Source organism: Solirhodobacter olei (assembly GCF_004010155.1).
GTDB classification, from domain to species: Bacteria; Pseudomonadota; Alphaproteobacteria; order Rhodobacterales; family Rhodobacteraceae; genus Solirhodobacter; species Solirhodobacter olei.
On record NZ_RRYH01000007.1, the window covers coordinates 253317 to 279837 of the forward strand.

Here is a 26521-nt window from a genome sequence, read left to right on the forward strand (position 1 = left end):
TCAGGGCCAGGCCCATCGCACGCCGCCTTCCAATGTCGTTAAGCTTTCAGACCGGATCGCGCAGCACGTCCGTCATCGCGGCCATGATCGCCTCGGGATGGGTGTAGGGCAGGGCGTGGGTGGCGCCCGGGACCTCGGCCTGCCGCGCGTTGCGGTTGATCTGCGCCAGCCGCCCCATGGCGGAAAGCGGGATCACCGCATCCACCTCGCCCCAGACGGCGAGGACCGGCAGATCGGTCTCGCCCAGCTTGCGATGCGTCTGTGCGAGGTTTTCCCGCATCATGTTCCGCAGGCTGGACAGCACCGCCGGAAGGCTGCCGCGATAGCCCATTTCCGCGGCAGATCTCTTAACGAAATCAGGCAGTTCCGGCTGGGCAGGCAGGGCGCGGTTGATCGAGCGGCGGTGCATGATATCGCCCAGGACGCGGATCAGCCCGTCGCCCAGAACCGGAACCCGGGCGCAGAAGGAAAGGAACCGGCTTACCCGGTGGCCCAGCCCCACCGGCGCCACCAGCACCAGCCGGTCCACGCGTTCGGGATGATCCTCGGCATAGGCGGTGGCGATGGCGCCGCCCATGGAATACCCGATGAGCGTCACGCCCTGGGTAATCTCCAGCGCCGCAAGCAGCTCCTCCAGCTGGGTGACGAAGAAAGCCCGGTCCTGCCGCCCCGGCGGCCGGTCCGACATGCCCCGGCCATAAAGATCATAGGTCAGAACCCGCATCCCAAGCCCCGTCAGCGCCACCGCGAGCGGGGTCCAGACATAGCTCGGCGTGGTCAGCCCATGCACACAGACCACGATCGGCCCGCGCGAGGGGCCACGCCATTCGTAATAGGTAAGCCCTCGGGAAAGCTCGATAAAATCGCCCGTTGCCAGGCGCCGCGCCTTCGCGTCCATGGGCTTGCGGAGTGCCTCCACCACCACCGGCAGAAGCAGGAGGACAAGGATCAGGGCAAGAAGCGCCCAGATCATGTGCCGCGCGCCGTGGCCAGGATGTAGCGCGCCGTCATCAGGTCCAGATGCGCGCCGCCACCGTTCTTGGCGATGGTGATCTCGGACGCCGAGCGCCGCGCGTAGGCGCCGGTCTCGAGGTCGTAGAAATCCGCCAGCACGTCCTGCGGGGCGATCACCCCACGCGACAGCGGCGATTTCAGCTCGCCGATGTCATGCAGCGTGGTGTCCCGCGAATCGACGAAAATACGCGCCTTTTTCAACGCGGTATCGTCCACCTCCCGCATCTCGGGTGTATAGGCCCCGATCAGGTCGAGGTGGGTGCCCGGGCTCAGCCATTCGCCCTTGATCAGCGGTTCCTTCGACATCGTGGCGGTGCAGATGATATCCGCCGCCGCCACCGCGCCGGGCAGGTCATGGCTGATGGTCACGTAGGGCACCTCTGCCGCGAAGCGCGACGCGCCCTCGGCCGACCGGTTCCAGACGATGAACTGCGCCCCGGGGAAGGCAGAGCCATAGGCCTCCACCATCGAGCGCGCGACAGCCCCGGCCCCCACCAGCAGGATCACTCGGCTGTCGGGGCGGGCAAGGCGCTTGGCGGAAAGCAGGCTGTCGCCGGCCGTCTTCCACTTGGTGACCAGACCGAAATCGACCAGCGCCTCCAGCACCCCGGTCTCGTCCCGGAACAGGCAGACGGAGCCGTTGATGCTGGGCAGCCCGTTGCCCGGGTTGCCGGGGTAGATCGTCGCCGTCTTCACCAGCGCACCCATCCCCGCGATCCAGGCGGAGCGGGACAGGATCGTGTTCTTGCCCTGATGCAGAAGGGTGTCGCCGATCGCTGCACGGGGCATCCTGTGGCCTGCCTCCAATGCCTCGGTCAGCTTTGCCCAGTCGAGGCGCGGCTCGATTTCCGGTCCGATGATCTGGATGCTCATGCCGCCTCCTCCGCTGTCAGAAGTCCTTCCGAGACCAGCCGCTCGGCCCAGCCCGCCGGCCCCTCGAACAGGTGCCCACGCCAGCCGCGCGCCTGGGCCGCCGCGATGTTCTCCGGCCGGTCGTCGGCGAAAAGCAGGGCTTCGGGGGCGAGGCCGCAGTCTTCCTCGACGATCTCGTAGATCCGCGGCTCGGGCTTCATCACCTGCAGATGGGCCGAAACGTAATGCCGGTCGAAATCGTTGAGGAATGCATAGCGGGCGCGGGCGATCTCGAAGGTTTCGGCGCCGAAATTCGTCAGTGCGAAGACCGGCACGCCCCGCGCACGAAGCGCGGACAGCAGGCGGACGGAGTGGTCGATAACCGGCGTACACATCTCCAGCCAGTTGTCCCGCCACATCAGGATCGCCTCGCGATGCTCCGGGTGCCGATCGGCCAAGGCCGCCACGCTGGCGCCGAAATCCGCCCCCCGGTCGACGGAAAGGTTCATGCCGTCCAGGTCCACGGCCTTGAACAGTTCCCGCCGGGCGGCCTCGCCCAGCACGCGGTCATAGAACCGCAGCGGCTGCCACTCGATGAGGACATTGCCGATATCGAAGACGACCGCCTCGGGACGGGTCATGCCGTTCTCTCTCTCCGGGCCGCGTTCAGTTCTCGGTCTAGGGCCTCCAGAAAACGCGAGCGATCGGCCTTTGTAAAGGGTCTGCCACCACCCTGCCGGAACGGGTCGGCGGCGCGCAGATCGGCCATCAGGTCGCGCGTCGCGAGGATCGTGCCGATGTTTTTCGGCGTGAAGATCTCGCCATTGTGCCGCACGACGCGGGCGCCCCCCTCGATGCAGCGCGCGGCGAGCGGGATGTCCCCGGTCACCACCACGTCGCCCCGCCCGGCGCGCTCGGCGATCCACTTGTCGGCCTCGTCCGGCCCGTCGGGAACGTAGATCATCTCCACCAGCGGGTTCTCGGAGGGCCGCAGCCCGCCGTTCGAGACGAAGGCAAGGCGTTCGAGATGGCGGCTCGCGACCTTCTCCGCCTCGGCCTTCACCGGGCAGGCGTCGGCATCGACATAGATCACGCGAAGAGCGCCTCGGCATGGAAGGCGATGTGGTCCTCCATGAAGGTCGAGATGAAGAAATAGCTGTGATCGTAGCCCTTCTGCAGCCGGATCCGCCCCGGTTGGCGGCGGCGTGCGATGGCCTCGGCGATGGCTTCGGGCATCAGAAGGTCGATGAACTGGTCCGAGGTCCCCTGGTCGATCAGCAGCGGCCCGTCGAAGCCGCGCTTCTTCATCATCAGCGTCGCGTCATGCGCCGCCCATTTCGCCTCGTCCGGGCCGAGATAGGCCGTGAACTGCTTGCGTCCCCAGTCCGAGGCCGCCGGATGCGCGATAGGCGCGAAGGCAGAGACGGAGCGGAAGCGGCCGGGATAGGCCATGGCCAGCGTCAACGCGCCATGGCCGCCCATGGAATGGCCGGTGATCGCCTGCAGCTCCTCCTCCACCGGGAAGGCGTTGAATAGAAGCCGCGGCAGTTCCTCGGCCACGTAATCCCACATCTGGTAATGGGGCGCCCAGGGCGCTTCGGTCGCGTTGACGTAGAAGCCCGCGCCCTGGCCGAGGTCATAGGCCTCGTCGTCGGCCACGCCGGCGCCGCGGGGGCTGGTGTCGGGGAAGACGAGGCCGATCCCGTGCTCGGACGCCCAGGCCTGCGCGCCGGCCTTCACCATGGCGTTCTCATGCGTGCAGGTGAGGCCGGAGAGATACCACAGCAGCGGCACCGGCTCCTCCTGCGCGGCTTCGGGCAGGAAAAGACCAAAGGTCATCTCGCAACCGCAGGCGTCGGAGTCGTGGGCATAGACGCCCTGCACGCCACCGAAGGCCCGGTTCTCGCTGATCGTTCTCATCTGTCGTCCTCCGTCAGGCTGCGGTGATCCAGGCGAGCACGGCCGAGACCGTCAGCACAGAGATCGCCGTGGAGACCAGGATCGAGGCCGAGACGCGCTGCGGCGCGACCCGGAAATGCTGTGCCAGGATATAGGTATTGCCGGCCACCGGCAGCGAGGCCGCGGCCACCATCACATGCGCGGCGAAGCGGTCCACCGGGAAGACAAGGAGCGCCGCGATGGCCACCGCCGTGGGGTGCAGCACCAGCTTGCAGAAGCTCAGCCAGCCCGCCACCTCCAGCCGCTCGGCCGACCGCGCGGCGAGCGAAGCGCCGATGGCGAAAAGCGCCCCCGGGGTCGCCGCGCCGCCAAGGATCCCCATGAAATCGTTGATCGGCCGCGGCACCGGCCATCCTGTCACCGACCAGAGCACGCCGAGGCCCATAGAGACGATCATCGGGTTCTTCAGAAGACCCATCCCGAGCGTGCCGAGGATGCGCCAGTGAACCCGGCCCTCGCGCGCGGCGGTGATCAGGATGGTGATGACCGAGGAGAAGACGAAGAGATCGATGGTCAGCACCATCAGCTCCGGCCCCGCCGCCTTGGGCCCCAGAAGCGCGATCAGAAGCGGCACGCCGAGAAAGCCGGTATTGCCGATCACCGCGCATTGCGCCTCGACCGCCGCCTCGGCCCGGCTGACCTTGCGTAGCATCGCCACCGCATAGGCCAGCAGGTAGACCGTCGTGGTCCCGGAGAGATAGGCCAGCACGAAGGGCGTGGAATAGATCTCGCTCAGCGAGAGGTTGGAGGCGAACTTGAACAGCATCGCCGAGAGCGCGAAGTAGAAGACGAACTTGGTGATCGCCGCCACGCCCTCTTCCGACAGGAAACTGGAGCGGCCGGAGAGATAGCCGACGCCGATCAGGGCAAAGAACGGCAGGACCCGGATCAGCACCTCGATCATAAATCCCCCTCGCGTTCATCCTGGCGAAAATATCCCCGCCGGAGGCGAGAAAAATCCCGGTGATAAAGTCTTCGTGTCACCGGCGGGGATATTTGGACCAGGGTGAAAGGGCAAGGGGCCGCGCGTCAGGCGCCGGGTTTCAGCACCGTCATGATCTCGCCCAGCGGCTTCTTGATCTTGGCCGCGGCGGGGACGGTCGCGCCCCCGGCCGGGTAGCCGACCGGCAGGATCATCACCGGCTTTTCCGAGGCCGGGCGGCCGCAGAGTTCGGGCAGGAACTTCATCGGGTTCGGCGTGTGGGTCAGGCAGACCAGCCCGGCGTGGTGGATCGCCGCAATCAGGAAGCCTGTGGCGATGCCGACGCTTTCGGGCACGTAATAGTTCTTGTAGCGCTGCCCCTCTGCGGTGGTGCCCCAGCGCTGCGCGAAGACCACGATCAGCCAGGGCGCGATGTCCAGATGCGGCTTGGAGACGCCGGTGCCGATCGGTTCCAGCGCGCGCAGCCATTCGTCGCCGCCGCCGCCGGCGTAGAAGGCACGCTCCTCCTCCTCCGCCGCGGCGCGGATGCGGGACTTCATCGCAGGGTCGGAGATCGCCACGAAATGCCAGGGCTGGTGATTGGCGCCGGAAGGCGCGCCGCCCGCGGTGGCGATACAGGCGGCGATGACCTCCTCGGACACGGGGGTGGGTGCGAAATCGCGCACCGTGTGGCGCTTGGCCATCGCGTCGCGGAAGCGTGTCGCATGGGCGAGTGAGGCCGCCGGGCCAAGGCTCACGTCATCGGGCAGGGGCAGCGGGCTATAGCCCAGGTCGTCCTTCGAATACATCTTGCGCCTCAACCGCCCCCGATCAGGATGCCGGTCGCGAAGACCAGCGCGCCGCCAAGCACCACCTGCATCGAGGCCCGCAGGAACGGCGTTTCCATGTAGCGGTTCTGGATGAAGGCGATCGCCCAAAGCTCTACCGCGACCACCGCGAAGGCGACCATCGTCGCGGTCCAGAAATCCGGGAGCAGATAGGGCAGGGCATGGCCCAGGCCCCCAAGCGCCGTCATCACGCCCGACGCGATGCCGCGCTTCAGCGGGCTGCCGCGGCCGGACAGTTCGCCATCGTCGCCGACCGATTCGGCGAAGCCCATCGAGATGCCCGCGCCGATGGCCGAGGCGAGGCCGACGAGCAGCGTCTGGTGCGGATCGCGGGTGGCGAAGGCCGCCGCGAAGACCGGCGCAAGGGTGGAGACGGAGCCGTCCATCAGCCCCGACACGCCCGGCTGCACCCAGGTCAGAACGAACTGGCGCTTGGCCGCACGATCCTCCTCGTCACGTTCGTCGGCGCCGAGGTGCTTCTCGGCCAGTTCCTCGGCCCGGTGCTCGTGGCCGACCTCGGCGGCGGCGAGATCGCCGAGAAGCTTGCGGGTGTCAGCGTCCTTGGCACCTTCCGCCGCGCGCTTGTAGAAGGCGCCGGCCTGCCGCTCCATCGCGGCCGCCTCGTCGCGGATCGTTTCAAGCGAGAGGTTCTGCACGAGCCAGATGGGACGCCTTGCGTAAAAGCCCGCAACATGCTCGCGCCGAATGAGCGGGATCACGTCGCCGAAGCGCTTCTTGTGCAGCTCGATCAGGCGGCGGCGGTGGTCGTCCTCCTCCTCGGCCATGCCGTCGAAGATCTTGGCGGAGCCGGGGAAATCCGATCGCAGCCGTTGCGCATAGGTGCGGTAGATCTGTGCGTCATCCTCTTCCGAGGAGATCGCGAGCGCCAGAATCTCCTGTTCACTCAAGTCTGAGAAGCGACGGCGGTTCGACACACCGGGTATCATCACGGACTCCTTATTAGAATGTTTCTAAGTTAACAGGAGGACATGGAGATGCAACCCTGTGGCAGGCTGGCACAGGCGCTTGTTTCACTGAACCGTTCTGTTTATATCTCGTTTACGGAAAGGGGAAGATGCCATGACCATCGCCGTTGCAGGCGTCAAGAAGGGCCGAAAATACGATCAGGTGCTTGCCGGCGCCCGGACGGTTTTTCTCCGCGACGGGTTCGAGGGCGCAAGCGTCGATGACATCGCGCAGGAGGCCGGCGTCTCCAAGGCGACCCTCTACAGCTACTTCCCCGATAAGCGGCTTCTGTTCCTCGAGGTGGCGCGTACCGAATGCGCCCGCCAGGCGCAGACGGCGCTTGAACTGACCAACCCCGAGGCCCCCCCGCGCGAGGTGCTGACGGCGGCCGCCCGGCGGCTTGTGTCGCTGGTCACCTCGGATTTCTCTCAGAAGATCTTCCGTGTCTGCGTCGCCGAAAGCGACAGGTTCCCGGAGCTTGGCCGCGCCTTCTACGAATCCGGCCCGCAACTGGTCCATCGCCGCATCGCCGATTACCTGAGCGCCGCGCGCGACCGGGGCGAGCTGAAGATCGACGACGTGGCTCTGGCCGCCGACCAGTTCGCCGAGCTCTGCAAGGCGGGCATCCACTCCAAGCTGATCTTCGGCGCCGCCGCCTGCTGCCGCCAGGACCTGGAACGCACGATCGAAGGCGCGGTGGACATGTTCCTGGCGCGCTACGGGGTGCGGTAGGGCAGGGCCTCGGGCGGCTCAGGCGCCGAACTTGCTCAGGCCTTGTCGCGCACCAGAAGGTGGTTGCCTTCCTGGCGTACGTCGAACCGCCCCGTCTTGCGGATCAGGTCGGAAAGCTTCGCGCTGCCGTAGGTGCGGGCGTCGAATTCCGGGTTGGCCTGGGTGATGAACTGGCCGATCTGGCCCAGCGAATACCATTCGTCATCGCCGATCGCCCGCATCGCCCCGACGATCAGCGGGATCGCCTTTGAGGGTGGCTCCTTCTTCGCCGATACCTCGTCCCGGCCCGCGCTGGCCGCGGCTGCCCCGTCGCTCGCCGGGGCCGGCGCGGTCAGGTTCTCCACGAAGATGAAGCGCTTGCAGGCGCGGCGGAAGGCCTCGGGCGTCTTGTGCTGGCCGATGCCGTAGACGTCGAGCCCCTGCTCGCGGATGCGCGAGGCGAGGCGGGTGAAGTCGCTGTCGGAGGAGACAAGGACGAAGCCGTCGAACCGGCCCGAATGCAACAGGTCCATCGCGTCGATCACCAGCGCGATATCCGAGGCGTTCTTGCCCACAGTGTTCATCGGCGAATGGTGCGGCACGAGGCCCAGGGTCGCCAGCCGGTCGGACCAGCCCTTCAGCCCGGGGCGGGAGAAGTCGCCGTAGATCCGCCGGACCGAGGCCTCGCCGAGCCCCGCGATCTCCTCGAAGATCGCCTCCGCCCAGGCGGGGGACGTGTTGTCGGCGTCGATCAGGACGGCGAGGAGGGGGATGCCGGCGCGGGCCATCAGGGGTACCTTTCTTTTGGGCTGCCCTTCTAGCATCCCTGCGGCCCCGGCGACAGCCCGGCCCTCAACCGCCCTCGGTCTCGATCCGCACCGGGGCGCCGCAATGCTTGCAATGGATCGCGTCGGGCTCGTGCAGCAGAAGACCGCATTGCTTGCAGGGCGCGCGCACCTTGTTGGGCCGGAACAGAACCTGCGCCAGCCGCAGGAACAGCGTGACACCGAAGATCATCACTACGACCGAGATCATCCGCCCCAGCGTGCCCTGCAGCGTGATGTCGCCGAAGCCCGTGGTCGTCAGCGCCGTCACGGTGAAATAGAGCGCGTCGGCATAGTTGCGGATCTGCGGATTGCTGCCGTGCTGGGTGGTGTAGACGATCCCGGTCATCACGAAGATGAAGACCAGAAGGTTGATTGCCGCCAGCACCACCGCCTCGTTGCGGCGGAAGAAGGGGAAATCGACCCTGAGCCGGGCAAGAAGCTGGTAGGTCCGCAGAAGCCGCAGCGTCCGCAGGATGCGCAGGAAACCGAGGCCCTCCTCCGCCAGCGGCAGCAGGAAGGACAGGACCGCGGCGAGATCGGCCCAGGCAGCCGGCCGGGCGAAGAAACGCAGCCGGCTGCCTGAGATTGCCAGCCGCGCCCCGAAATCGGCAAGTATGACGGCGCCGAACAGCGCGTCGCCCAGCGTCGTCGCCAGCCCGTGCGGCAGGAAGGAGGTGACGATCACGAAGACGATCGTCACCAGGTCGAAGATCAGCAGTGCGTAGCGGAAGGTATGGGCGCGCCTGCTCCGGCCCTCGTAGAGGGCACGGAGCCTGTCGCGCCGGGTCTCGGCCGCGCGCCCTCGGGCCATCTGCCTAGTAGACGACGACGCTGCGGATCGATTCGCCCGCATGCATGAGGTCGAACCCCTTGTTGATCTCGTTCAGGCTCAGCGTGTGGGTGATCATCGGGTCGATCTCGATCTTGCCGTCCATGTACCAGTCGACGATCTTCGGCACGTCGGTCCGGCCGCGCGCACCGCCGAAGGCCGTGCCCTTCCAGATCCGCCCTGTGACCAGCTGGAACGGCCGCGTCTCGATGACCGCGCCCGCAGGTGCGACGCCGATGATGATCGACTGGCCCCAGCCGCGGTGGGTGCATTCCAGCGCGGCCCGCATCACCTTCACGTTGCCGGTGCAGTCGAAGGAGTAATCCGCCCCGCCGATCTGGTCGAAGGGCGTCTTCGTCAGGTTGACGAGATAGGGGACAAGGTCGCCCTCCACCTCGGACGGGTTGACGAAATGGGTCATCCCGAAGCGTTCGGCCATTTCCTTCTTGGCCGGGTTCAGGTCGACCCCGATGATCATGTCCGCGCCGGCAAGCCGCAGGCCCTGGATCACGTTGAGGCCGATGCCGCCCAGCCCGAAGACCACGGCCTTCGCGCCGATCTCCACCTTGGCGGTGTTGATGACGGCGCCGATGCCGGTGGTCACGCCGCAGCCGATGTAGCAGATCTTGTCGAAGGGCGCGTCCTCGCGCACCTTCGCCACCGCGATCTCCGGCAGGACGGTGTAGTTCGAGAAGGTCGAACAGCCCATGTAATGCAGGATCGGATCGCCATCGAGGGTGGAGAAGCGGCTGGAGCCGTCGGGCATCACGCCCTGCCCCTGGGTGGACCGGATCGCCGTGCAGAGGTTGGTCTTCTGGCTGAGGCAGGAGGGGCATTCCCGGCATTCCGGCGTGTAGAGCGGGATCACGTGGTCGCCCTTCTTCACGCTGGTCACGCCTTCGCCGACCTCGACGACAATGCCCGCGCCCTCGTGGCCGAGGATGGCGGGGAACAGGCCCTCCGGGTCGGCGCCCGAAAGGGTGAATTCGTCCGTATGGCAGATGCCGGTGGCCTTGATCTCCACCATCACCTCGCCGGGCTTCGGCCCGTCGAGGTTCACCTCCATGATCTCGAGCGGCTTGCCGGCCTGAACGGCCACGGCGGCGCGGGTTCTCATGGTGTCCTCCCTGTGCGTGTCGGGGCGCATGCTGGGCGAAAGGCGGGCGCGATGCAACCGCCCGCGCGGCAGGCGGTGCCCCGTTTCCGACGGCCGGCCCGCCCCTCGCCGGGGCGGACTCGACTCCCCCCACGGGCGAGCCTAAATTGGAACGTATGGAGAACATCTGGTCATGCACGACACCCGCCGCATTCTGTCGCTCTGGTTTCCGCGCCTTGCCGCGGAACGGCTGATCCGGCGCGACAGGCTGACCGGGCCGGTGGCGGTGGTGGCCGAGGTGGGCAACATGCGCCTCCTCTCCGCGCTTTCGGCCGAGGCGGAGGCGGCGGGCCTCGCCCCCGGCCAGCCGCTGAGGGACGCGCTCGGCCTCTGCCCCACGCTCGTCACCCGCCCCGCCGATCCGGAGGCGGAGGCGGTGTTTCTTTCCCACCTCCGGCGCTGGGCGGGCAAGCTCTCGCCCTGGGTGGGGGAGATGCCGCCGGACGGGCTGGTGCTCGACATCACCGGCTGCGCCCATCTCTTCGGCGGCGAGGCCGGGATGGTCGCGCTGCTGGAGCGGGAATGCGCCCGGCTCGGGCTCATGGCGGAGATCGGGCTGGCCGATACGGTTGGCGCGGCCTGGGCCTTGGCGCGTTTCGCCGGGCGGGCGCCGGGGCGGCTGCGCTCGGGCGACGATATCGCGCAGGAGGCGCGGGCCACCCGCTCCCGTGCCGGGCGGCGGCACTGGACGCGGGGCGGCCAGCGCCCGGTCCTCGCCGCGCCCGCCGCGCCACAGGCCCGCATCGCCCCCCCGGGCCATATCCGCCAGGCGCTCGGCCCCCTGCCGGTCGCCGCGCTGCGGCTGCCGCCGGAAGTGGTGACCGCGCTGGCCCGGGTCGGCCTGAACCGGATCGAGGATATCCTCGGCATGCCCCGCGCCGCGCTGTCGCGCCGCTACGGTCTTGCCCTCATCCGGCGGCTCGACCAGGCGCTGGGGCTGGAGGCGGAGCCGGTCTCCGCCCCCCGGCCGGAGGTGCATTTCGCCACCCGCCTGACCTTTCCGGAGCCGATCGGCCTGGCCGAGGATATCCTCGCCGGGATCGACCGGCTGCTTCCGCCGCTGGCCCGCAAGCTCGCCGCCGCCGGGCGCGGGGCGCGGCGGCTCAGGCTGCAGGCCTTCCGCAGCGACCACGGGACCGAGGCGGTGGAGGTCGGCCTCGCCCGCCCCTCGGCGCTCGCCGCCGATATCCGCCCGCTGCTGGCGATGAAGATCGAGGCGATCGACCCCGGTCTCGGCATCGACTGCCTGCGCCTGGAGGCGCGGGTGGTGGAGCCGCTGCCGGCCCGGCAGATCCGCGGCCCGCTCGACGGTGGCGCGGCGGAGGATCGCGGCTTCGACCTGCTGATCGCCCGGATCGGCGCGCGGATCGGGATGGAGGCGCTGACCCGCGCCCATCCCGGTGACAGCCATATCCCGGAGAAGGCGGCCCAGACCCTCGCCGCCGCCTGGTCGGAACCGGCCGGCGCCTGGCCCGCGGCCCCGGCGCCGCGGCCCCTGCTGATGTTCCCACCGGAGCCGGTGAGCTGCCCCGAGGGCGCCGAGGGCCCGGCACCGCCCGCCCGCTTCCGCTGGCGCCGGCGGGACTTCGCGCTGGCCTCCGCCACAGGGCCGGAGCGGATCGCGCCGGAATGGTGGCTGGACGAGCCCGCCTGGCGGTCCGGCCCGCGCGACTACTGGCGGGTGGAAACCGGTTCCGGAGAGCGGCTCTGGCTCTATTATGCCCATGGCGGGGCGGTCTCGGGGGGGTGGTTCTGCCACGGCGAATTCGCCTGAGGCGGAGAGTAGGCCCCCACCGTCTCCGGCAGGGGCCCCTCTTCCAACCCGGGTCCGCTATGGGTGGGGGCTATGATCGCGACCCCGGGCAAGCTCATTTGCTCTGGGGGCGAAGATCGTGCGGGATGGCGGCGAAAATAGGTGACTTCCGAGGTACTTTCCCGCGCTTTTGGCGGCGCGATTCTGGCGGCGCTTGATTTGTCAAAAACCGCCGGGCAATCTTTGCCCATGACGGTCCAGACCCCGCAGCCCTTGCCCTTCGGTTCGCGCCCTTACGATCGGGTCGCCTTCGACCGTCGCGAGCTGGGCATCATCCTCGGGCTCTACGGCCGCATGGTCGCCACCGGCGAATGGCGGGATTACGCGATCTCCAGCCTGCGCGACGCGGCGATCTTCTCCGTCTTCCGGCGCACGGCGGAGGTGCCGCTCTACCGGATCGAGAAGCATCCAAAGCTCAGGATGCGTCAGGGCATGTACGCGTTGATCGGGCCGGACGGCCAGGTGCTGCGCCGCGGCCACGACCTTGCGCTGGTGCTGCGGTTCCTCGAACGCAAGCTTTTCCGCGCGATCGAGTAGCGGCCCCGGCCATCAGGGCGTCAGCCCACCGGCCGCCGCCGCGCGGTCACCGGGCCTTCTCCGGCGGCAAGGATGCGGGCGATGGCGGCCTCGATCCCCTCGTAGCTGACAGCCATGGCATGGCCATTGGCATGGATCAGCCGGGTGCCATCCACCACCATTGCCACATGCCCGCGCCAGAACAGGAGGTCGCCGCGCTGCAGCCCTTCGCCCTCCTCCAGCGCGCGGCCGACCGAACCCGCCTGCAGGTCGCTGTCGCCGGGGCAGGGCAGGCCACAGGCCCAGAGCGAGACCTGCACCAGCCCGGAGCAATCGATCCCGTCGCGCGAATTCCCGCCCCAGAGGTAGGGCGTGCCCAGGAACCCCTCCGCCACCGCGACCGGATCGTCCGCCCGTTCGGCCAGCGGCTGCAGGTGGATGGTCGGCACGAACAGCCCCGCCGCCGTCTCGCTGAACTGGCCCGAGGTGCCGGTGATCCGCAGTTCGGAGAGGCAGGAGAGCCGCGCCACCTCGTGCCGCTTGAGGTCGGCCGCGGGGTAGAGATGCGTGGCGGGGACGGCCACCCGATGCGTCACCTCCGCATCCGGGCCAAGCGCGGCCTCGGCGACATAGCCGACATAGCCGTCCCGCTCCGCCTGCACGAAGGCGTGGCCCTCGGCCCGCTCCAGCACCAGAACCCGCGCGCCGAGAAGAAGCTGGCGCTCCCGCGTCCCGCCGGGCGCGCGCAGCAGGTCTACCACGGGCAACGCGATCCGCGCGGGCGTGCCCTCCACGAAGCGCCCGGCGCTCACCTCTCCGCGAAGCGAGACATGGGCGACGCGGGCATTGGCCGGGGTCAGCCTGCGGTCCATCGTCAGAGCGCCAGCAGCCGCGGCAGGGCCTGCAGCAGCGCCCGTGCGCCCTGGCCCACGCCACCCTTAGGCCGCGCCGGGGCGGCACTGGGCATGTGGCCGTAGATGTCGAAATGCATGTAGGGCGCCGAGAGGAACCGCTTCAGGAACAGCGCCGCGGTGATCGAGCCCGCCATGCCGCCCCCCGGCGCATTGTCGAGATCGGCGATGCCGGGCTCGATCAGCGTCTCGTAGGGCGCCCAGAATGGCATCCGCCAGACCGGGTCGCGCACGGCCCGGGCCGCCTCCGACACCGCCGCCGCGGCCACGTCGTCATCGGTGTAGAAGGGCGCAAGGTCGGGGCCCACGGCGACCCGCGCCGCGCCGGTCAGCGTCGCCATGGAGATCACCAGGTCGGGCGCCTCCTCATCGGCCAGCGCCAGCGCGTCGGCCAGCACCAGGCGGCCCTCCGCATCGGTGTTGTTCACTTCCACCGTCAGGCCCTTGCGGCTGGTCAGGATGTCCCTCGGCCGCATCGCGTTGCCGGAGATCGCGTTCTCCACCGCCGGCACCAGCACCCGCAGCTGCACCGGCAGATCCAGCGCCATGATCATATGGGCAAGTCCCAGCACCGTCGCCGCGCCGCCCATGTCTTTCTTCATCAGAAGCATCCCGGCGGCCGGCTTGATGTCGAGCCCGCCCGTGTCGAAGCAGACCCCTTTGCCGACCAGCGTCAGCCGCGGTCCGGCATCGCCCCAGCGCAGGTCGATCAGCCGCGGCGCACGGGGGGAGGCCCGCCCGACTGCGTGGATCATCGGGAAGTTCCGGCTCAGCAGCTCCTCGCCGCGCACCGCCTCCACCCGTGCGCCGAACCGGCGGCCGAGCTCGACGACAGCGGCTTCCAGCTCCTCCGGCCCCATGTCGGAGGCCGGGGTGTTGATGAGGTCGCGGGTCAGCGCCTCGCCTGCCGCGATCGTCTCGATCCGCGCCGCGTCGACGCCCTCCGGGGCTTTCAGGCTCGCCTTCGGCGCGCTGCCGGCGTGGTAGCGGTCGAAGCGGTAGGAGGCGAGGAGCCAGCCGAGCGCCGCCTCCTCCGCCGCGTCCGGCGCGAGCGCGCCTTCCAGGTGCCACGCGCCCTCTGGCAGCTCACCGGCGGCCTTGGCCACTGTGAAGCGCCCACGCGTCCGCGCTTGGGCATTGCCAAGACCCACGGCGGCCCCGGCCAGGGCCCCGCCGACCCCTGGGATCAGAACCACCTCGCCCGCGCCCGCGGCAAAGCCCGAGGCCGCGACCCAGGCCGCCTGCGCCTCCGGCAGGCGCGCGCGCCAGTCCTCCAGATCCTCCTTGGCGACAACGTGAAGCGGCAGGGAGGGGGCGGCGGCGGGTGCGAAGCTCAGGGTCATGGGTCTCTCTCAAGGCTGAATTGCGCCCAGCCTAGTCCTTCCCGTGCCACCCGCAAGGGCGCGCGGCGGGCCCTCAGCCGGAAAGCCCGCGCAGTCCGCCGGCGCTCGACATCGCGTGCGCCGCAAGCCGCATGAGACGGGCCCAGGTGGCGGCCAGCGCGGTGGTGTCGCAATGCCACCGCGGCGGCGCGCCGAGGCAGTCCGCCACGCCGCCTGCGGCCTGCGAAAGCCCGGTGAAGCCCGTGTGATCGGCCAGCCGCCCCAGCCGGGCGAGGCCGCGCCCGAACCCTTCGACATCGCCGCTGTTGTAGAGCCGCACGAGCGCGGTCATCTGCAACGCGATCTCGGTCATCCCGCGGCACAGGATGCGCTCCGCCTCGGGCATGCCGAACACGCGGCAAAGCGACGAGAGCCGAGCGGGATCCAGCGTCACCCTCTCCACCGGATAAAGCACCACCACCTCTGCCACGCTGGATCCCGCCCTTGCACCTTGCCCCTGGCTGATGCGCAGACTGCCCGATCGGCCTGAAGAAAGGCTTGCCTGGCGGCGGAAAATCCCGCGAACTTGTCTCAATTCCCGCGCGCCGCGCCGCCGGGGCCGGGGATGCGAAAAGCGGTTCCAACTTTCCCGTTTGCGCTTTAGACCCTCGGGATGACAGGAAAGGAGCGCAGATGATCCACGCCCGCCCGCTTCCCAATTATCTCGCACAGCGCTACCACGGCTGGAAAGCCACCAGCTATGCCGAGAACAAGGCCTGGTATCGGCAGCTCGCCCTGGGAGGACAGCACCCGCGCGCCATGGTGATTTCCTGCTGCGACTCGCGCGTTCACGTCACCTCGATCTTCGGTGCTGACGCGGGGGAGTTCTTCATCCACCGCAACATCGCCAACCTCGTTCCGCCCTGCGAGCCCGACGGCGACCGTCACGGCACCTCCGCCACGATCGAATTCGCGGTCACCGCGCTGAAGGTCGCGCATCTGATCGTGCTCGGCCATTCCAGCTGCGGTGGCGTCAGCGCCTGCCACGCGATGTGCTCGGGCCAAGCGCCCGAACTGGAGGAGAAGACCAGCTTCATCGGCCGATGGATGGACATCCTTCGTCCCGGCTACGAGCGGATCAAGGAGATCCCGGACGAGGCCGCACGGCTGAAGGCGCTGGAACGCGAGGCAGTGCTCGTCTCGCTGGAAAACCTGATGACCTTCCCCTTCGTGAAGGAAAGCGTCGACTCGGGCAACCTGACCCTCCACGGCCTCTGGACCGAGCTTGGCGAGGGCGGGCTGGAGCATTACGACCCCGCGCAGGGCGGCTTCGTGCCGGTCTGACCGCCAACGCTGCCTGCGACAGGAGACGCGCATGACCAACCATCTTCACAAGGGCGACCTTCCGGCCGGGCTCGACCTCGGCCCGGTCGTGGCGATCGACACCGAGACGATGGGCCTTCTGCCGCATCGCGACCGGCTCTGTCTCGTGCAGCTCTCGGGCGGCGATGGCGACGCGCATCTGGTGCAGATCGCCCGCGGCCAGACCCGGGCACCGAACCTGGAACGACTGCTGGCGGATCCGAAGGTGCTGAAGCTCTTCCACTTCGCCCGCTTCGACATCGCCGCCTTGCAACAGGCCCTCGGCGTCGTGACGGCACCGGTCTACTGCACCAAGATCGCCTCCAAGCTGGTGCGCACGTTCACCGACCGTCACGGGCTGAAATACCTGCTCGCCGATCTCGTCGGCGTCGACATCTCCAAGCAACAGCAGACCAGCGACTGGGGCGCCGAGGAGCTGAGCGAGGCGCAGCAGGACTATGCCGCCTCCGACGTGCTCTACCTCCATCGCCTGAAGGCCGAGCTTGACCGGCGGCTGGAGCGTGAGGGCCGCACGGCGCTGGCGCAGGCCTGTTTCGATTTCCTGCCCTCGAAGGCCACGCTGGACCTGATGGGTTACGGCGACGAGGGCGATATCTTCCGGCACTGAGGCCCGGACGCGGAGAAGGGGGCCCCGGCCTGCGGCCTAGCTCCAAAAGACAGCCTGCCGGAGCGACGGGGCCTTATCGGCTTGGTCCGAATCTCCCCGCCAGAGGCGGACTGCGGCCGATTGCGCGCCCCGGCCGTCTTGCAATCGAAGCCGGGATGATGAACTGGTGCGATTGGATGCCTAGATATGCGGCATGTATGCCATGACCCAGCAAATGACCGACAGTAACGCCTTCCTCGCCACCGCCCGCCGCGTGATCGCGACAGAGGCCGAGGCCCTTGCCCGGCTGGGCGATCACCTGGGCGATAGCTTCGCCGAGGCCGCGCGGCTGATCCTCGACGCGCCCGGCCGGGTGATCGTCTCGGGCATGGGCAAGTCGGGTCATGTCGGGCGCAAGATCGCGGCGACGCTGGCCTCCACTGGTACCCCGGCGCATTTCGTCCACCCGGCCGAGGCAAGCCACGGCGATCTCGGCATGCTGGGGCAGGGCGACGTGGCGCTGGTGCTGTCGAACTCTGGCGAAACGCCGGAGCTGGCCGACGTCATCGCTTATACCCGCCGCTTCGCCATTCCGCTGATCGGGGTGGCGAGCCGGGCGGAATCGACCCTCGTGCGGCAGTCGGACGTGGCGATCCTGCTGCCCGAGGCGCCGGAGGCCTGTGGCAACGGGATCGTGCCGACCACCTCGACGACGATGACGCTGGCGCTGGGCGACGCGCTGGCGCTGGCGCTGATGGAACATCGCCGCTTCACGCCGGAGCATTTCCGCACCTTCCACCCGGGCGGCAAGCTGGGCGCGCGGCTCGCCAAGGTCGCCGACCTGATGCACCGGGGCGAGGCGCTGCCGCTGGTGGCGGAAACCACGCCGATGGACCAGACGCTGATCACCATGAGCCGCAAGAGCTTCGGCGTGGTCGGCGTGATCGGGGGCGACGGTGGGCTCTCCGGCATCATCACCGACGGCGACCTTCGTCGCCACATGTCGGGCCTTCTCGACTTGACCGCGGCCGAGGTGATGACCCGCGACCCCCGCACCATCGGGCCAGAGGCGCTGGCCGAGGCGGCGGTGGCGCTGATGAACGAGAAGAAGATCACCTGCCTCTTCGTGGTCGATCCGGCGGGCAGCCGTGCGGTCCAGGGCCTCCTGCATATCCACGACTGCCTGCGCGCCGGCGTGGTCTGACACGATGGGCGGCCGGGACAACGCCTATTCGCGTCTGGTCTTCTGGCTGAAGATCCTGCTGCCGCTGGCCGCCCTCGTCATCCTGTCGACGATGTTCCTCGTCGCCCGCACCATCGACCCCTCGCGCGCCATCCCCTTTGCCAAGGTCGATGTTCGCAGCCTTGCCCGCGAGCCCCGGATCACGGGGCCGAAATACTCCTCCGTCACCTCCGACGGCTCCTCGCTCCACATCACCGCGGCGGAGGCCCGGCCCGAGCCCGCCCGCCCGGGCCATGCGACGGCGACGAACGTGGTCGCGACGCTGACCTCGCCTGCCGGGCAAACCACCGTGCTGACGTCCGAGCGCGGCAAGATCGACACGCCCGGTAATCTCGTCACCTTCGACGGCAAGGCCCGCGTCGCCCAGGCGGGCGGCTATCAGGTCACCGCCCCGCATATGGAGGCCGCGCTCGACAAGACCCATGTCCTGGCCACCGGCGGGGTGACCGCGACGGCGCCCTTCGGGCGGATCACCGCCGCACAGATGCAGATCACGCCGGATCCCGCCGCCTCCGGGTCTTATGTTCTTGTTTTCAACGGCGGCGTGAAGCTGGTATACGACCCCGGGAAAAAGAGGTGACCTGATGCCGCAGCCGCTCCGCACGTTCCGGGCCGCGCTTCTCGCGCTCGCCCTGCCGGCCGCTGCGCTGGCGCAGACCGGCGGCGCCCAGATCCAGTTCGGCCCGAAACAGGACCCGAACCAGCCGGTACAGGTGACGGCCGACCAGCTGAGCGTGAACCAGGCCGCCGGAACCGCGCTCTTCACCGGCCATGTCGTCGTCGGCCAGGGCGACATGCGGATGACCGCGCCCTGGGTGCAGGTCGACTATGCCAAGGCGACCGGCGGCGGGCGCGGCACGATCTCGCTCGTCCATGCCAAGAACGGGGTGACCATCACCACGCCAACCGAGGCGGCGGAGGGCAAGGACGCCGTCTATACCGTCTCCACCGGCATCGTGGTGATGACCGGCGACGTGGTGCTGACCCAAGGCCAGAACGCCATGTCCGGCCAGCGCCTCGACATCGACATGACCAAGGGCACCGGCGTTATGACCGGCCGCGTCCAGACCGTCTTCCACCCGGCCGCGAAGCCCGGCGCCACACAGGCGACCAAACCATGAGCGCCGCGTCCGGACTTTCCGTCGCCCAGGGCACCGGCGGGCTGCGCGTCACGCACCTGCGCAAGAGCTATTCCAAGCGGCTGGTGATCCGCGACGTCTCCATGCGCCTCGACCGGGGCGAGGTGGTGGCGCTCCTGGGTCCGAACGGCTCGGGCAAGACGACCTGCTTCTATGCCATCGCGGGCCTCGTCCCGCCGGAGGGCGGGGAGGTCGTGGTCGACGGGCGGGACGTTACGCTTCTGCCCATGTACCGCCGCGCGCGGCTCGGCATCGGCTACCTGCCGCAGGAGATCTCGATCTTCCGCGGACTTTCGGTGGAACAGAACATCCTCGCCGTGCTCGAGATCACCGAAAACGATCCGCACAAGCGGCGCGAGCGGCTGGAGGAGCTCTTGTCGGACTTCTCCATCACCCACCTCCGCCGGGCGCCAGCGCTGTCGCTTTCCGGCGGCGAGCGGCGGCGGGTGGAGATCGCGCGCTGCCTGGCCGCCGATCCGAAATACCTGATGCTCGACGAACCCTTCGCCGGCGTCGACCCGATCGCCGTGGGCGAGATCCGGCACCTCGTTCATGACCTCAAGACCCGCGGCATCGGCATCCTGATCACCGACCACAACGTGCGCGAGACTCTGGAAATCGTCGATCGCGCCTATATCCTGCATGAGGGCCGCGTGCTGATGAGCGGCACGGCGGAGGAGGTGATCCACGATGAGAACGTGCGTCGCGTCTATCTCGGTCAGAATTTCCGCATCTCCTGACCAGCGGCGGATTGCCACATGACAGCGCGCGTCGCCCTCCGGCCGGAGGCGCGGCAGCGGCTGGCGATGACGCCGGCAATGCATTACGCGCTGCGCATCCTCAGGATGCCCGCGCCCGACCTAGTGGCCGAGATCGCGCGCGAAGCGGGCGAGAACCCCTTCCTCAGCCTGCCGCGCGAGGGGGCGGGCGCCCGTTCCTCCTTCGACGTGGCGCTGGAAACCGTCGCCGCCGCCCCGTCACTGGGCGAGGCGCTGCGGGCGCAGATCGGCACCATGGCCCTGCCGAAGGGCCTGCGCGCCATGGCCGAATACCTCACCGGCGAGCTGCGCGAGGATGGCTACCTCGACAGCAGCGTGGAGGAGATCGCTGCCTTCGCCAATGTCCCGGTGGAGCGGGTGGAGGAGGGCCTCGCCGTCCTGCAGCGCTGCGAGCCGACCGGGGTCGGCGCCCGCAACCTGGCCGAATGCCTGGCGCTGCAACTCGGGGATCACGGGCTCGAACGCGGTCTGGCCGATGCCGTCGTGGACCGCCTGCCGCTGTTCGCCGCCGGGCGCTGGGCCACGCTGTCCGCCGCGCTCCGCCTGCCGCGGGAGGAGCTGACCCGCATCGCCGCCGCCCTGCGCGAGCTGAAACCAGAGCCGGTGACCGCGCCCGGTGCGCCCGCCGCACCGCTGCTGCCCGATCTCGTCGTCGAGCGGCAGAGCTCGGGCGGCTTTGCCGTCCGGCTGGGGCGGGAAGCGCTGCCCGTCCTGTCGCTCGACCGCGCAATGCTGGCGCGGGTCGAAGGCAGCACCGACCCCTTCGTCGCCGAGCGGCGCGAGACCGCGCGGCGGCTGATCCGGGCCGTTCGCGCCCGCGGGCGCACGCTGCAGCGAATCGGTGAAAGGCTGGTGCATGACCAGCCACGCTTCTTTGCCGATGGTCCCGACCATCTCGAGCCACGGCGCCGGCAGGATCTCGCTTTCGACCTGGGGTTGCATCCGGCGACGGTCGGACGCGCCATCGCCGGCAAGGCGCTCCTGGCCGGTGGCGTGCTCTATCCGCTGTCGATGTTCTTCTCCACCGGGCTGCCCGGCCCCGACGGCGGCGCGATCTCCGCTCATTCGGTCCGTGTCGCCATTCGCCGGCTGATTGATGCCGAGCCGCCCGAGCGGCCGATGTCCGATGAGAGGATTTGTGAAAGGTTGCGCGATGATGGCGTTGACATTTCGCGGCGAACGGTCGCCAAATACAGGCAATGCATGCGGATTCCATCCTCTTCCGAACGCCGCCGTCGCAAGGGTTGAACCCTTCGGGCCGCGCGTGCGGAAAACACCGGCCTGCAAAGGCTTCCCATCCCAAACCGGTCCAGAAGAGAGCAGAGGGCGGCCTGGACCGTCCGCCCGGAGGAACCATGATGCGCTACCAAATCAGCGGAAAGCAGATAGACATCGGTGATGCTCTGCAGACCCATGTGAAATCCGAACTCGACGAGGTCGTCAGCAAATACGCCCAGCGCGCGACCGAGGCGCTGGTGGTGTTCTCGCGCATGGCGCATGAGTTCGTCTGCGAAAGCACGGTGCATCTTTCGACCGGTCTGACCGTCTCGGCCAGCGGTCGCGCGACCGAGGTCTACGCCGCTTTCGAGGGCTGCCGCGAGAAGATGGACAAGCAGCTCCGCCGTTACAAGCGCAGGTTGCGCGACCATCACGATCGGCGTGAGGAGCCGGTTGAATTCGGCGGGGGCTCCGCCTATATCCTCGCGTCAACCGAAGGATCCGACGCGCCCGAGCCGGACAGCCTGCAGCCGATGATCATTGCCGAGATGGAGACGCGCATCCCGGCGCTCTCGGTCGGCGAGGCGGTGATGCAGATGGAACTGGCGGGGGCCAATGTGCTGGTCTTCCGGAACGAGAAGAACAGCGGGGTCAACGTGGTATATCGTCGGGACGATGGCAACATCGGCTGGATCGATCCTGCTAATACCTGAGGTAACAGCCGTCGAAGAGCGGCGCGAAGTGGATCGGGAATGGACCTATCGGCAATCCTGAAGCCCGGGGCCCTCAAGGTCATCGGACAACTGAGCAGCAAGAAACGGCTGTTTCAGGAAATCGCCGATCTGGCCGGATCGGTCTACGGCATTGAATCCGCTCTCGCCTTCGACGGGCTGCAGGAGCGCGAGAGCCTCGGCGCCACCGGCGTCGGCCACGGCATCGCGCTCCCCCACGCCCGGATCGACAACCTCACCGACATCATCGGCGTCTTCGTGCGGCTGGAACGGCCGATGGATTTCGATTCGGTGGACCGTCAGCCGGTGGACCTGATCTTCGCGCTTTTCGCGCCGAAGGATGCCGGGGTTGACCACCTGAAGGCGCTGGCGCTGGTCTCGCGCACCATGCGCGATGCCGGCACCTGCGCCAAGCTGCGCGCCAATACCGATCCGGGCAAGCTCTACGCCGTGCTGACAGAGGCGAAGACCGACCACCAGGCCGCCTGAGCGGCTTGGCCCCGCCGGATACGTGGCGCGAAGCGCCACCGGGCAGCGCCCGACCGCCCGGACGGGCGCGCGCTTCTTCACCCGCGCGGGGTAGCAGGTCCCGCAGTTTCCCCGGCCTACCCCCGCCATCGCCCGAAGCCGAAGGTCGCGTAGTCGCGCTGATAGGCCTCGCGGCAGGCGGCCTCGATTTCGTCATCCACCACATCGGCCAGCGCGAAGGGCGCCTCCGCCTCCGCCGGCGCGATCTTCGGCGCGCTGCACCCGACCTCGGCGGCAAGGAAGTCGAGCCCCTCCTGCAGCCGCTCCTCCCGCAGCACCAGGTCGGGACCTGCGAGGCGGCCATAGGCCTCCAGCACCGCGGCCTGGCTGGCCCAGACGGCATCGACACGCAGGCTCGCCTGTCCGTTCAGGCTGGCCTTCGCGAATTTCAGGAAGGCGAGGAAGCCCGCCCGGTGCGCGGCGAGGTCATAGGCCCCGGCCTCCATCTCCTGTGGTAGTCGCACCTTGTAAAGCCGCCGCAGTACCCGGCGGACCCCAGCGAACCGGCCCAGCACGACGTGCTGGCAGAAGGCGGCATGGGCGCGGGGCAGGGGGTGGCGCAGCACGGTGAAGCTGCGATGCGGCCCGGTTTCCTGGCGCCACGCGCGCAGGCTCTTCTGGTTGAACCCGCGGCGAAGCCCGCCACCCGCCGCCTCCATCCAGCCGCGGATTCGCGCGTCGGGCCCCGGCCGGATCGGCATGTACAGCAGCCCCGCCCCCTCCGCCGCGACAAGGCCGGGCACGCCTGCCCCGCGCCGCGGTTCGAAATTCGGGGTGCGGGACAGGTTGAAGCGGTCGAGCCGCGCCAGCGCCGCCTCCATCTCCTCCGGGTTCTCCACCTTCTCGACCAGCGCCTCGGGGTTCTGCTTTTTCAGCTTGTCGGGCAGCGCCGCCGCCCGCCCCACGACACCAAGGAAGGCGGCCAGCCCGTTCAGGACTGCCAGATCGGCGAGATCCTCGTAATCGACGTAGAATGCCGTCTGGCCGGAGACCTGCAGCGCGTGCTGGATATGCATCTGGAAGGCCTGCCGCGCCTCCAGGTGCCGCTCGAACCCCTCTGCCTCGAACCGGGCCAGCGCGGTCTTCTGGGTCTTCACGTCGGCCAGCCGCCATTGCCCGGTCTGCGACGCGATCCGAAGCGAAATATAGCTTTCCAGCGGGTTGCGCGTCAGCACCACCTTGGCGCAGCGTCGGTCCTCAAGGCAGCGGGCCAGCACACGGGGATCGTGGTCGTGAAAGAAGCGGAACCCCGGCAGCCCGCCACCGGCGGCAATGATCCGGTCGAGCAGTCCCAGCGGATCGGCCTCGCGCATCGCCAGCGTCACGCCCAGAAGCTCCTCCCTGTTCTTCCGCCCGATGAAGGTGGGGTTGTAGACCTCGCCGTGGCACAGGATCCCGGGAACCGCGCCAAGGTTCTGTTCCAGCAGGTTCGAGCCGGTGCGCATCTCTGCAAAGATAACGAAATAATCGAAGGGCTGCGTCACCGGGCCCCCTTCACCAGATAGGGCCGGCCATGGCGGGCCGGCGGTTCCTGCGGATCCTCGCCCACCGGGAAATCGCCCATCAGATGCGGCTGCATGCCCTGGTTCTTCAGGTTCTGCAGGAACCGGCCGAAGCCGGTCAGGTCCACCATCCGCGGCGCCTCGGTCAGACGGCGGGCCGTGCGCGGGCTGATCTCGTCCACGATCGCCTGCAGGGGCTCCATCGGGTTCTCGACGAAATCGGCCATGGTCCAGACGCGCACCCGAGCCTTCAGGTGGGGCGTGCGCAGGATCGACAGATGCTCCCCCTCGATCTTCTGCAGCCGTGCCGCCTCGCGCCGGATCTCTGAGAAGTTGACGTTGGACTGGAAAAGCGGCACCGCCCAGGCGCCGGAGATGACCGAGATCTGCGCATTGGCGTCGAGCGCCATGAACCAGCTGACCGCCTGGTTGTCGGCGGGGCCGAACTGGAAGCACTGCCGCTCGCCCCGCGTGTTCCAGATCAGGTTCGTCAGGAACGCCCGCGCGTCATAGTCCCGCAGCCCGGCGGAATCGGAAAGCGCTCCGTTGTAGACCCTTTCCTCGCCCGCCAGATGGGCCCGGTCGGGGGCGAAGAGATGGCCATGCACCCGCCCGCCGATCGACTTGGCCAGCCAGGTCTCGAAATTCTCGAATAGCTCGGTGAAGCCCTCGAAAACGGAATAGGGCGCCGCCGTCCGCCCGTTCTCCCAGTTCTCGTTCGGACATCGGCTTTGCATGTAAGGACCCGGTCGCCCCCGTGTCCGCCGCTCCACCGCCTTGGCGAAAAGCCGGTCGATCTTGCCGGGATTGGGCTCTGCCATGGCCGAACCGGCATGGTCGGGCGCCAGAAACGTGCGGTAGAGCCGCTCCGCCTGCGGCCAGATCTTGCGCGCGACGAAACAGTCCGACCGGCGCAGCAGCTGCAGGTGGTCATCGTAGAACATATGCGGCTTGCCCTGGAAATCGAACTTCGAGAGCGTCAGCGACCGGCTTTCCACGTTGCGCGAATAAAGCCGGACCATGCTCTGGAAATAGCTCTCGTCCGGGATCCAGACGCGCCGGAAGTAGCGGTCGAAGACCGGCCGCCGCGGATCCTCCAGGATGGCGGAGAGGGTCTGCCGTGTCAGGCACCACCACTGGCTGCCCATATGCGGCACCAGCCCCTTCGGGATCCGCCGCCGGTAGCCGACGCGGCGCTGGAGCCGCACGTAACGGTCAAAAAGCTTGCGATGGCGTTTCCAGGCGAAGGGGAAGCGCAGCGTGAAGCGCTCGGCGTCGAGCCCGCCGACGGTCCATGTCACGTCCTCCGTCGTCACCGATTCGATGAAATCCGTGTGCGGCCGCTGGTCGAGGTAGCGCTGCAACTCCTCCACCGGGCGCAGCGGCAGGCAGGCGCCGGAGGCGAGGTAGACATGCCGCACGTCGGGGAAGCGGGCCAGCATCAGCTCCGCCGCCGCCTGGGTGGCGGCGACCATGCCCCAGGTGCCCCATTCGCAGGCGAAGCGTGGGCCGAATGCGACGTTCGGCAGGCCGGCAAGCGCGGCGCGAAAACCCTCCGCCCGGTCCGCGCCCACACGCCGGTCGACATGGATCACCACCGGGCAGTCCCGCTCCGCCCAGTAGCGCGCGACCTGTTCCGCCCGGTCGAAGGCGGTGTGGCAGAGCATGATGAAGCCCACGCTCACGCCCAGTTTCCCTTCGACATCAGGCCGAGGATCTCCAGCTGGCGCCAGTTGATGTATTTCTCGCTCCATTTGCACCAGAGGTCGTCGCGGTCCCTCAGGCCGCTGTCATAGGCGATGTATTCCTTGCTCGCGCCGTAATGCTGGCGGCGGGTCAGCTCCTCTTCCGCCTTGGCGGCGAAGGTGTTCAGGAACTTGGCGTGAAGCAGGCAGCCCGAGGTCTTCTCGCCCCCCCATTCGTCGTAGACGTGGTTCAGTCCGCGCGGCAGCAGCATGTGGGTGGAGCTGACATAGGTGTAGTGCCGCTTCCACTTCACCAGCGGGATCTTGTTCAGCGCCGGCGCCCGGCCCGGAGCATCGGCGAAGAAGGTGCGCGCCCGCGGCCCGCCCTGGATCCACAGGTTCCCCATCCAGTGGTTGCGCTTGATCGTGTAATTGCCGCTGTCGAACCAGCAGGCGATCTCGAACGGGTCCTGCCCTTCGCGGTAGGCCTGCGCCCGGATCGAGCCCTTGGGATACATGTCCAGAAGCATCGCCCCGAAAGAGCGGATCTCGCACGCGTCAAGCCAGTCCGTCAGCGCCCGGATCGGCCGGGTGTCGCAGAACGGGTAGATGAAGAACTCGTCGGGATCGACCACAAGCACCCAATGGCCGTGGCCATGACGCATCTGCAGCCCATTGAGCCAGTCGACCCCGAAATTCGCGGCCTTGTAGCTGCCCTTCGCCGACCAGAGCGAGACATCGGGCTGCGCCGCCAGGTACTCGCGCGACCCGTCGGTGGAAAGGTTGTCGACCATCAGGAAATGATCGACCCCCAGCGCGCGGTAGTAGCTGAGGAAATAGGGCAGGCGGATCCGCTCGTTCCGAAGCGTGGTGAAGACGAGGATGTCCTGTGGTCCGATCCGTCCCGTCCGGTCGGCCAAGGCGGTCAGCTCCCGCCGCTTCAGGAGGGCCTGCAGCCGCCATCGCCGCCGTTTCAGACGCAGCCGGTATGAATTCCACAGACCCACTCGTACGCCCTTCGGCCCCCGCCCCTGCCTCGCGGCCGGTCTATCAAGCTATCCGTAACTGCGGTTGAATGTAT

29 protein-coding genes are annotated in these 26521 nt (G+C 68.4%); 12 read left to right on the forward strand and 17 right to left on the reverse strand.

Going from position 1 to position 26521, the window contains the following annotated elements; all coding sequences use genetic code 11:
- Positions 1-46: 46 nt before the first annotated feature.
- The 8 genes from EIP85_RS06730 to mbfA all read right to left on the reverse strand — a co-directional run bounded on the left by EIP85_RS06730 (position 47) and on the right by mbfA (position 6542).
- Entirely contained in the window at positions 47-973 is a 927-nt protein-coding gene (locus EIP85_RS06730; RefSeq protein WP_127901393.1) for an alpha/beta fold hydrolase, read from the reverse strand.
- Positions 970-1887: an ornithine cyclodeaminase family protein gene (locus tag EIP85_RS06735; RefSeq protein ID WP_127901394.1), complete on the reverse strand. Its 918-nt coding sequence runs from the start codon at positions 1885-1887 to the stop codon at positions 970-972. The genes EIP85_RS06730 and EIP85_RS06735 overlap by 4 nt, the downstream gene beginning before the upstream one ends.
- Positions 1884-2507: an HAD family hydrolase gene (locus EIP85_RS06740; protein ID WP_127901395.1), complete on the reverse strand. Its 624-nt coding sequence runs from the start codon at positions 2505-2507 to the stop codon at positions 1884-1886. The genes EIP85_RS06735 and EIP85_RS06740 overlap by 4 nt, the downstream gene beginning before the upstream one ends.
- Positions 2504-2959: a YaiI/YqxD family protein gene (locus tag EIP85_RS06745; RefSeq protein WP_127901396.1), complete on the reverse strand. Its 456-nt coding sequence runs from the start codon at positions 2957-2959 to the stop codon at positions 2504-2506. Before EIP85_RS06745 ends, EIP85_RS06740 begins: the two co-directional genes overlap by 4 nt.
- Entirely contained in the window at positions 2956-3786 is an 831-nt protein-coding gene (gene fghA / locus EIP85_RS06750) for an S-formylglutathione hydrolase (protein ID WP_127901397.1), read from the reverse strand. The genes EIP85_RS06745 and fghA overlap by 4 nt, the downstream gene beginning before the upstream one ends.
- 13 nt (positions 3787-3799) lie before the next feature.
- Positions 3800-4729 carry an AEC family transporter gene (locus tag EIP85_RS06755; protein WP_127901398.1) on the reverse strand — a complete coding sequence of 310 codons (930 nt, stop codon included), beginning with the start codon at positions 4727-4729 and terminating at the stop codon, positions 3800-3802.
- Positions 4730-4854: 125 nt separating this feature from the next.
- Complete coding sequence (locus EIP85_RS06760; RefSeq protein ID WP_127901399.1) at positions 4855-5556, reverse strand: nitroreductase family protein; 702 nt, start codon at positions 5554-5556, stop codon at positions 4855-4857.
- A gap of 8 nt (positions 5557-5564) precedes the next feature.
- Positions 5565-6542, reverse strand: a complete 978-nt coding sequence (gene mbfA / locus EIP85_RS06765) for an iron exporter MbfA (protein WP_127901400.1) — start codon at positions 6540-6542, stop codon at positions 5565-5567.
- A gap of 133 nt (positions 6543-6675) precedes the next feature.
- On the opposite strand from mbfA, the gene EIP85_RS06770 reads away from it, so the two are divergent.
- Complete coding sequence (locus EIP85_RS06770; RefSeq protein ID WP_127901401.1) at positions 6676-7293, forward strand: TetR/AcrR family transcriptional regulator; 618 nt, start codon at positions 6676-6678, stop codon at positions 7291-7293.
- 35 nt (positions 7294-7328) lie between these two features.
- On the opposite strand, the gene EIP85_RS06775 is transcribed toward EIP85_RS06770, so the two are convergent.
- From EIP85_RS06775 to EIP85_RS06785, 3 genes are all read right to left on the reverse strand, one after another.
- Positions 7329-8060 (reverse strand): NYN domain-containing protein, encoded by a 732-nt coding sequence (locus EIP85_RS06775; protein ID WP_127901402.1) that lies wholly within the window; start codon positions 8058-8060, stop codon positions 7329-7331.
- Between the two features lie 64 nt (positions 8061-8124).
- On the reverse strand, positions 8125-8910 hold the full coding sequence (locus EIP85_RS06780) for a potassium channel family protein (protein WP_127901403.1): 786 nt from the start codon (positions 8908-8910) through the stop codon (positions 8125-8127).
- Positions 8911-8914: 4 nt separating this feature from the next.
- Positions 8915-10045, reverse strand: a complete 1131-nt coding sequence (locus EIP85_RS06785; RefSeq protein WP_127901404.1) for an S-(hydroxymethyl)glutathione dehydrogenase/class III alcohol dehydrogenase — start codon at positions 10043-10045, stop codon at positions 8915-8917.
- A gap of 172 nt (positions 10046-10217) precedes the next feature.
- On the opposite strand from EIP85_RS06785, the gene EIP85_RS06790 reads away from it, so the two are divergent.
- Both EIP85_RS06790 and EIP85_RS06795 read left to right on the forward strand, forming a co-directional pair.
- The gene (locus tag EIP85_RS06790) at positions 10218-11858 is read left to right on the forward strand and encodes a Y-family DNA polymerase (RefSeq protein ID WP_127901405.1); all 1641 of its coding nucleotides are present in this window, start codon (positions 10218-10220) and stop codon (positions 11856-11858) included.
- 228 nt (positions 11859-12086) lie between these two features.
- A complete protein-coding gene (locus EIP85_RS06795; protein WP_127901406.1) occupies positions 12087-12434 on the forward strand; it encodes a DUF2794 domain-containing protein in 348 nt (115 codons plus the stop codon).
- A gap of 20 nt (positions 12435-12454) precedes the next feature.
- Here EIP85_RS06795 and EIP85_RS06800 read toward each other — a convergent pair whose 3' ends face one another.
- The 3 genes from EIP85_RS06800 to EIP85_RS06810 form a co-directional block, all read right to left on the reverse strand.
- Positions 12455-13285 carry a C40 family peptidase gene (locus tag EIP85_RS06800; RefSeq protein ID WP_127901407.1) on the reverse strand — a complete coding sequence of 277 codons (831 nt, stop codon included), beginning with the start codon at positions 13283-13285 and terminating at the stop codon, positions 12455-12457.
- A gap of 2 nt (positions 13286-13287) precedes the next feature.
- On the reverse strand, positions 13288-14667 hold the full coding sequence (locus EIP85_RS06805) for a leucyl aminopeptidase family protein (protein ID WP_127901408.1): 1380 nt from the start codon (positions 14665-14667) through the stop codon (positions 13288-13290).
- A gap of 73 nt (positions 14668-14740) precedes the next feature.
- Complete coding sequence (locus EIP85_RS06810) at positions 14741-15136, reverse strand: hypothetical protein (RefSeq protein ID WP_127901409.1); 396 nt, start codon at positions 15134-15136, stop codon at positions 14741-14743.
- Positions 15137-15339: 203 nt separating this feature from the next.
- On the opposite strand from EIP85_RS06810, the gene EIP85_RS06815 reads away from it, so the two are divergent.
- From EIP85_RS06815 to EIP85_RS06855, 9 genes are all read left to right on the forward strand, one after another.
- A complete protein-coding gene (locus EIP85_RS06815; protein WP_127901410.1) occupies positions 15340-15990 on the forward strand; it encodes a carbonic anhydrase in 651 nt (216 codons plus the stop codon).
- 31 nt (positions 15991-16021) lie between these two features.
- The gene (locus EIP85_RS06820; RefSeq protein WP_127901411.1) at positions 16022-16636 is read left to right on the forward strand and encodes a ribonuclease D; all 615 of its coding nucleotides are present in this window, start codon (positions 16022-16024) and stop codon (positions 16634-16636) included.
- Between the two features lie 202 nt (positions 16637-16838).
- Entirely contained in the window at positions 16839-17819 is a 981-nt protein-coding gene (locus tag EIP85_RS06825) for a KpsF/GutQ family sugar-phosphate isomerase (protein WP_127901412.1), read from the forward strand.
- 4 nt (positions 17820-17823) lie between these two features.
- Positions 17824-18438 (forward strand): LPS export ABC transporter periplasmic protein LptC, encoded by a 615-nt coding sequence (gene lptC, locus EIP85_RS06830; protein ID WP_127901413.1) that lies wholly within the window; start codon positions 17824-17826, stop codon positions 18436-18438.
- 4 nt (positions 18439-18442) lie between these two features.
- Positions 18443-18979, forward strand: coding sequence for an LptA/OstA family protein (locus EIP85_RS06835; RefSeq protein ID WP_127901414.1), 537 nt, complete (start codon positions 18443-18445; stop codon positions 18977-18979).
- A complete protein-coding gene (gene lptB, locus EIP85_RS06840) occupies positions 18976-19737 on the forward strand; it encodes an LPS export ABC transporter ATP-binding protein (RefSeq protein WP_127901415.1) in 762 nt (253 codons plus the stop codon). The genes EIP85_RS06835 and lptB overlap by 4 nt, the downstream gene beginning before the upstream one ends.
- Before the next feature lie 18 nt (positions 19738-19755).
- Positions 19756-21024: an RNA polymerase factor sigma-54 gene (rpoN, locus tag EIP85_RS06845; RefSeq protein ID WP_127901416.1), complete on the forward strand. Its 1269-nt coding sequence runs from the start codon at positions 19756-19758 to the stop codon at positions 21022-21024.
- A 110-nt stretch (positions 21025-21134) separates the two neighbouring features.
- Positions 21135-21707, forward strand: a complete 573-nt coding sequence (gene hpf / locus EIP85_RS06850) for a ribosome hibernation-promoting factor, HPF/YfiA family (RefSeq protein WP_127901417.1) — start codon at positions 21135-21137, stop codon at positions 21705-21707.
- Positions 21708-21746: 39 nt separating this feature from the next.
- Positions 21747-22214, forward strand: coding sequence for a PTS sugar transporter subunit IIA (locus tag EIP85_RS06855; protein WP_127901418.1), 468 nt, complete (start codon positions 21747-21749; stop codon positions 22212-22214).
- 116 nt (positions 22215-22330) lie between these two features.
- Here the strand turns inward: EIP85_RS06855 and EIP85_RS06860 are convergent, their stop codons facing one another.
- The 3 genes from EIP85_RS06860 to EIP85_RS06870 are packed head-to-tail and all read right to left on the reverse strand — an operon-like array spanning position 22331 to position 26447.
- A complete protein-coding gene (locus tag EIP85_RS06860) occupies positions 22331-23737 on the reverse strand; it encodes a nodulation protein NodH (RefSeq protein WP_127901419.1) in 1407 nt (468 codons plus the stop codon).
- On the reverse strand, positions 23734-25440 hold the full coding sequence (locus tag EIP85_RS06865) for a DUF5927 domain-containing protein (protein ID WP_127901420.1): 1707 nt from the start codon (positions 25438-25440) through the stop codon (positions 23734-23736). The genes EIP85_RS06860 and EIP85_RS06865 overlap by 4 nt, the downstream gene beginning before the upstream one ends.
- Positions 25437-26447, reverse strand: coding sequence for a glycosyltransferase family 2 protein (locus EIP85_RS06870; RefSeq protein WP_127901421.1), 1011 nt, complete (start codon positions 26445-26447; stop codon positions 25437-25439). The genes EIP85_RS06865 and EIP85_RS06870 overlap by 4 nt, the downstream gene beginning before the upstream one ends.
- Between the last annotated feature and the right edge of the window lie 74 nt (positions 26448-26521).

What these genes read in the sequence shown, in the direction of transcription:
- EIP85_RS06770 (WP_127901401.1), top strand. Translation starts at nt 6,676, where the DNA reads ATGACCATCGCCGTTGCAGGCGTCAAGAAGGGCCGAAAATACGATCAG.
- EIP85_RS06820 (WP_127901411.1), top strand. Translation starts at nt 16,022, where the DNA reads ATGACCAACCATCTTCACAAGGGCGACCTTCCGGCCGGGCTCGACCTC.
- fghA (WP_127901397.1), bottom strand. Translation starts at nt 3,786, where the DNA reads ATGAGAACGATCAGCGAGAACCGGGCCTTCGGTGGCGTGCAGGGCGTC.
- EIP85_RS06855 (WP_127901418.1), top strand. Translation starts at nt 21,747, where the DNA reads ATGGACCTATCGGCAATCCTGAAGCCCGGGGCCCTCAAGGTCATCGGA.
- EIP85_RS06785 (WP_127901404.1), bottom strand. Translation starts at nt 10,045, where the DNA reads ATGAGAACCCGCGCCGCCGTGGCCGTTCAGGCCGGCAAGCCGCTCGAG.
- EIP85_RS06780 (WP_127901403.1), bottom strand. Translation starts at nt 8,910, where the DNA reads ATGGCCCGAGGGCGCGCGGCCGAGACCCGGCGCGACAGGCTCCGTGCC.
- EIP85_RS06755 (WP_127901398.1), bottom strand. Translation starts at nt 4,729, where the DNA reads ATGATCGAGGTGCTGATCCGGGTCCTGCCGTTCTTTGCCCTGATCGGC.
- mbfA (WP_127901400.1), bottom strand. Translation starts at nt 6,542, where the DNA reads ATGATACCCGGTGTGTCGAACCGCCGTCGCTTCTCAGACTTGAGTGAA.
- EIP85_RS06735 (WP_127901394.1), bottom strand. Translation starts at nt 1,887, where the DNA reads ATGAGCATCCAGATCATCGGACCGGAAATCGAGCCGCGCCTCGACTGG.
- EIP85_RS06775 (WP_127901402.1), bottom strand. Translation starts at nt 8,060, where the DNA reads ATGGCCCGCGCCGGCATCCCCCTCCTCGCCGTCCTGATCGACGCCGAC.
- EIP85_RS06760 (WP_127901399.1), bottom strand. Translation starts at nt 5,556, where the DNA reads ATGTATTCGAAGGACGACCTGGGCTATAGCCCGCTGCCCCTGCCCGAT.
- EIP85_RS06815 (WP_127901410.1), top strand. Translation starts at nt 15,340, where the DNA reads ATGATCCACGCCCGCCCGCTTCCCAATTATCTCGCACAGCGCTACCAC.
- EIP85_RS06730 (WP_127901393.1), bottom strand. Translation starts at nt 973, where the DNA reads ATGATCTGGGCGCTTCTTGCCCTGATCCTTGTCCTCCTGCTTCTGCCG.
- EIP85_RS06805 (WP_127901408.1), bottom strand. Translation starts at nt 14,667, where the DNA reads ATGACCCTGAGCTTCGCACCCGCCGCCGCCCCCTCCCTGCCGCTTCAC.
- EIP85_RS06835 (WP_127901414.1), top strand. Translation starts at nt 18,443, where the DNA reads ATGCCGCAGCCGCTCCGCACGTTCCGGGCCGCGCTTCTCGCGCTCGCC.
- lptB (WP_127901415.1), top strand. Translation starts at nt 18,976, where the DNA reads ATGAGCGCCGCGTCCGGACTTTCCGTCGCCCAGGGCACCGGCGGGCTG.
- hpf (WP_127901417.1), top strand. Translation starts at nt 21,135, where the DNA reads ATGCGCTACCAAATCAGCGGAAAGCAGATAGACATCGGTGATGCTCTG.
- EIP85_RS06800 (WP_127901407.1), bottom strand. Translation starts at nt 13,285, where the DNA reads ATGGACCGCAGGCTGACCCCGGCCAATGCCCGCGTCGCCCATGTCTCG.
- lptC (WP_127901413.1), top strand. Translation starts at nt 17,824, where the DNA reads ATGGGCGGCCGGGACAACGCCTATTCGCGTCTGGTCTTCTGGCTGAAG.
- EIP85_RS06740 (WP_127901395.1), bottom strand. Translation starts at nt 2,507, where the DNA reads ATGACCCGTCCCGAGGCGGTCGTCTTCGATATCGGCAATGTCCTCATC.
- EIP85_RS06825 (WP_127901412.1), top strand. Translation starts at nt 16,839, where the DNA reads ATGACCCAGCAAATGACCGACAGTAACGCCTTCCTCGCCACCGCCCGC.
- rpoN (WP_127901416.1), top strand. Translation starts at nt 19,756, where the DNA reads ATGACAGCGCGCGTCGCCCTCCGGCCGGAGGCGCGGCAGCGGCTGGCG.
- EIP85_RS06795 (WP_127901406.1), top strand. Translation starts at nt 12,087, where the DNA reads ATGACGGTCCAGACCCCGCAGCCCTTGCCCTTCGGTTCGCGCCCTTAC.
- EIP85_RS06790 (WP_127901405.1), top strand. Translation starts at nt 10,218, where the DNA reads ATGCACGACACCCGCCGCATTCTGTCGCTCTGGTTTCCGCGCCTTGCC.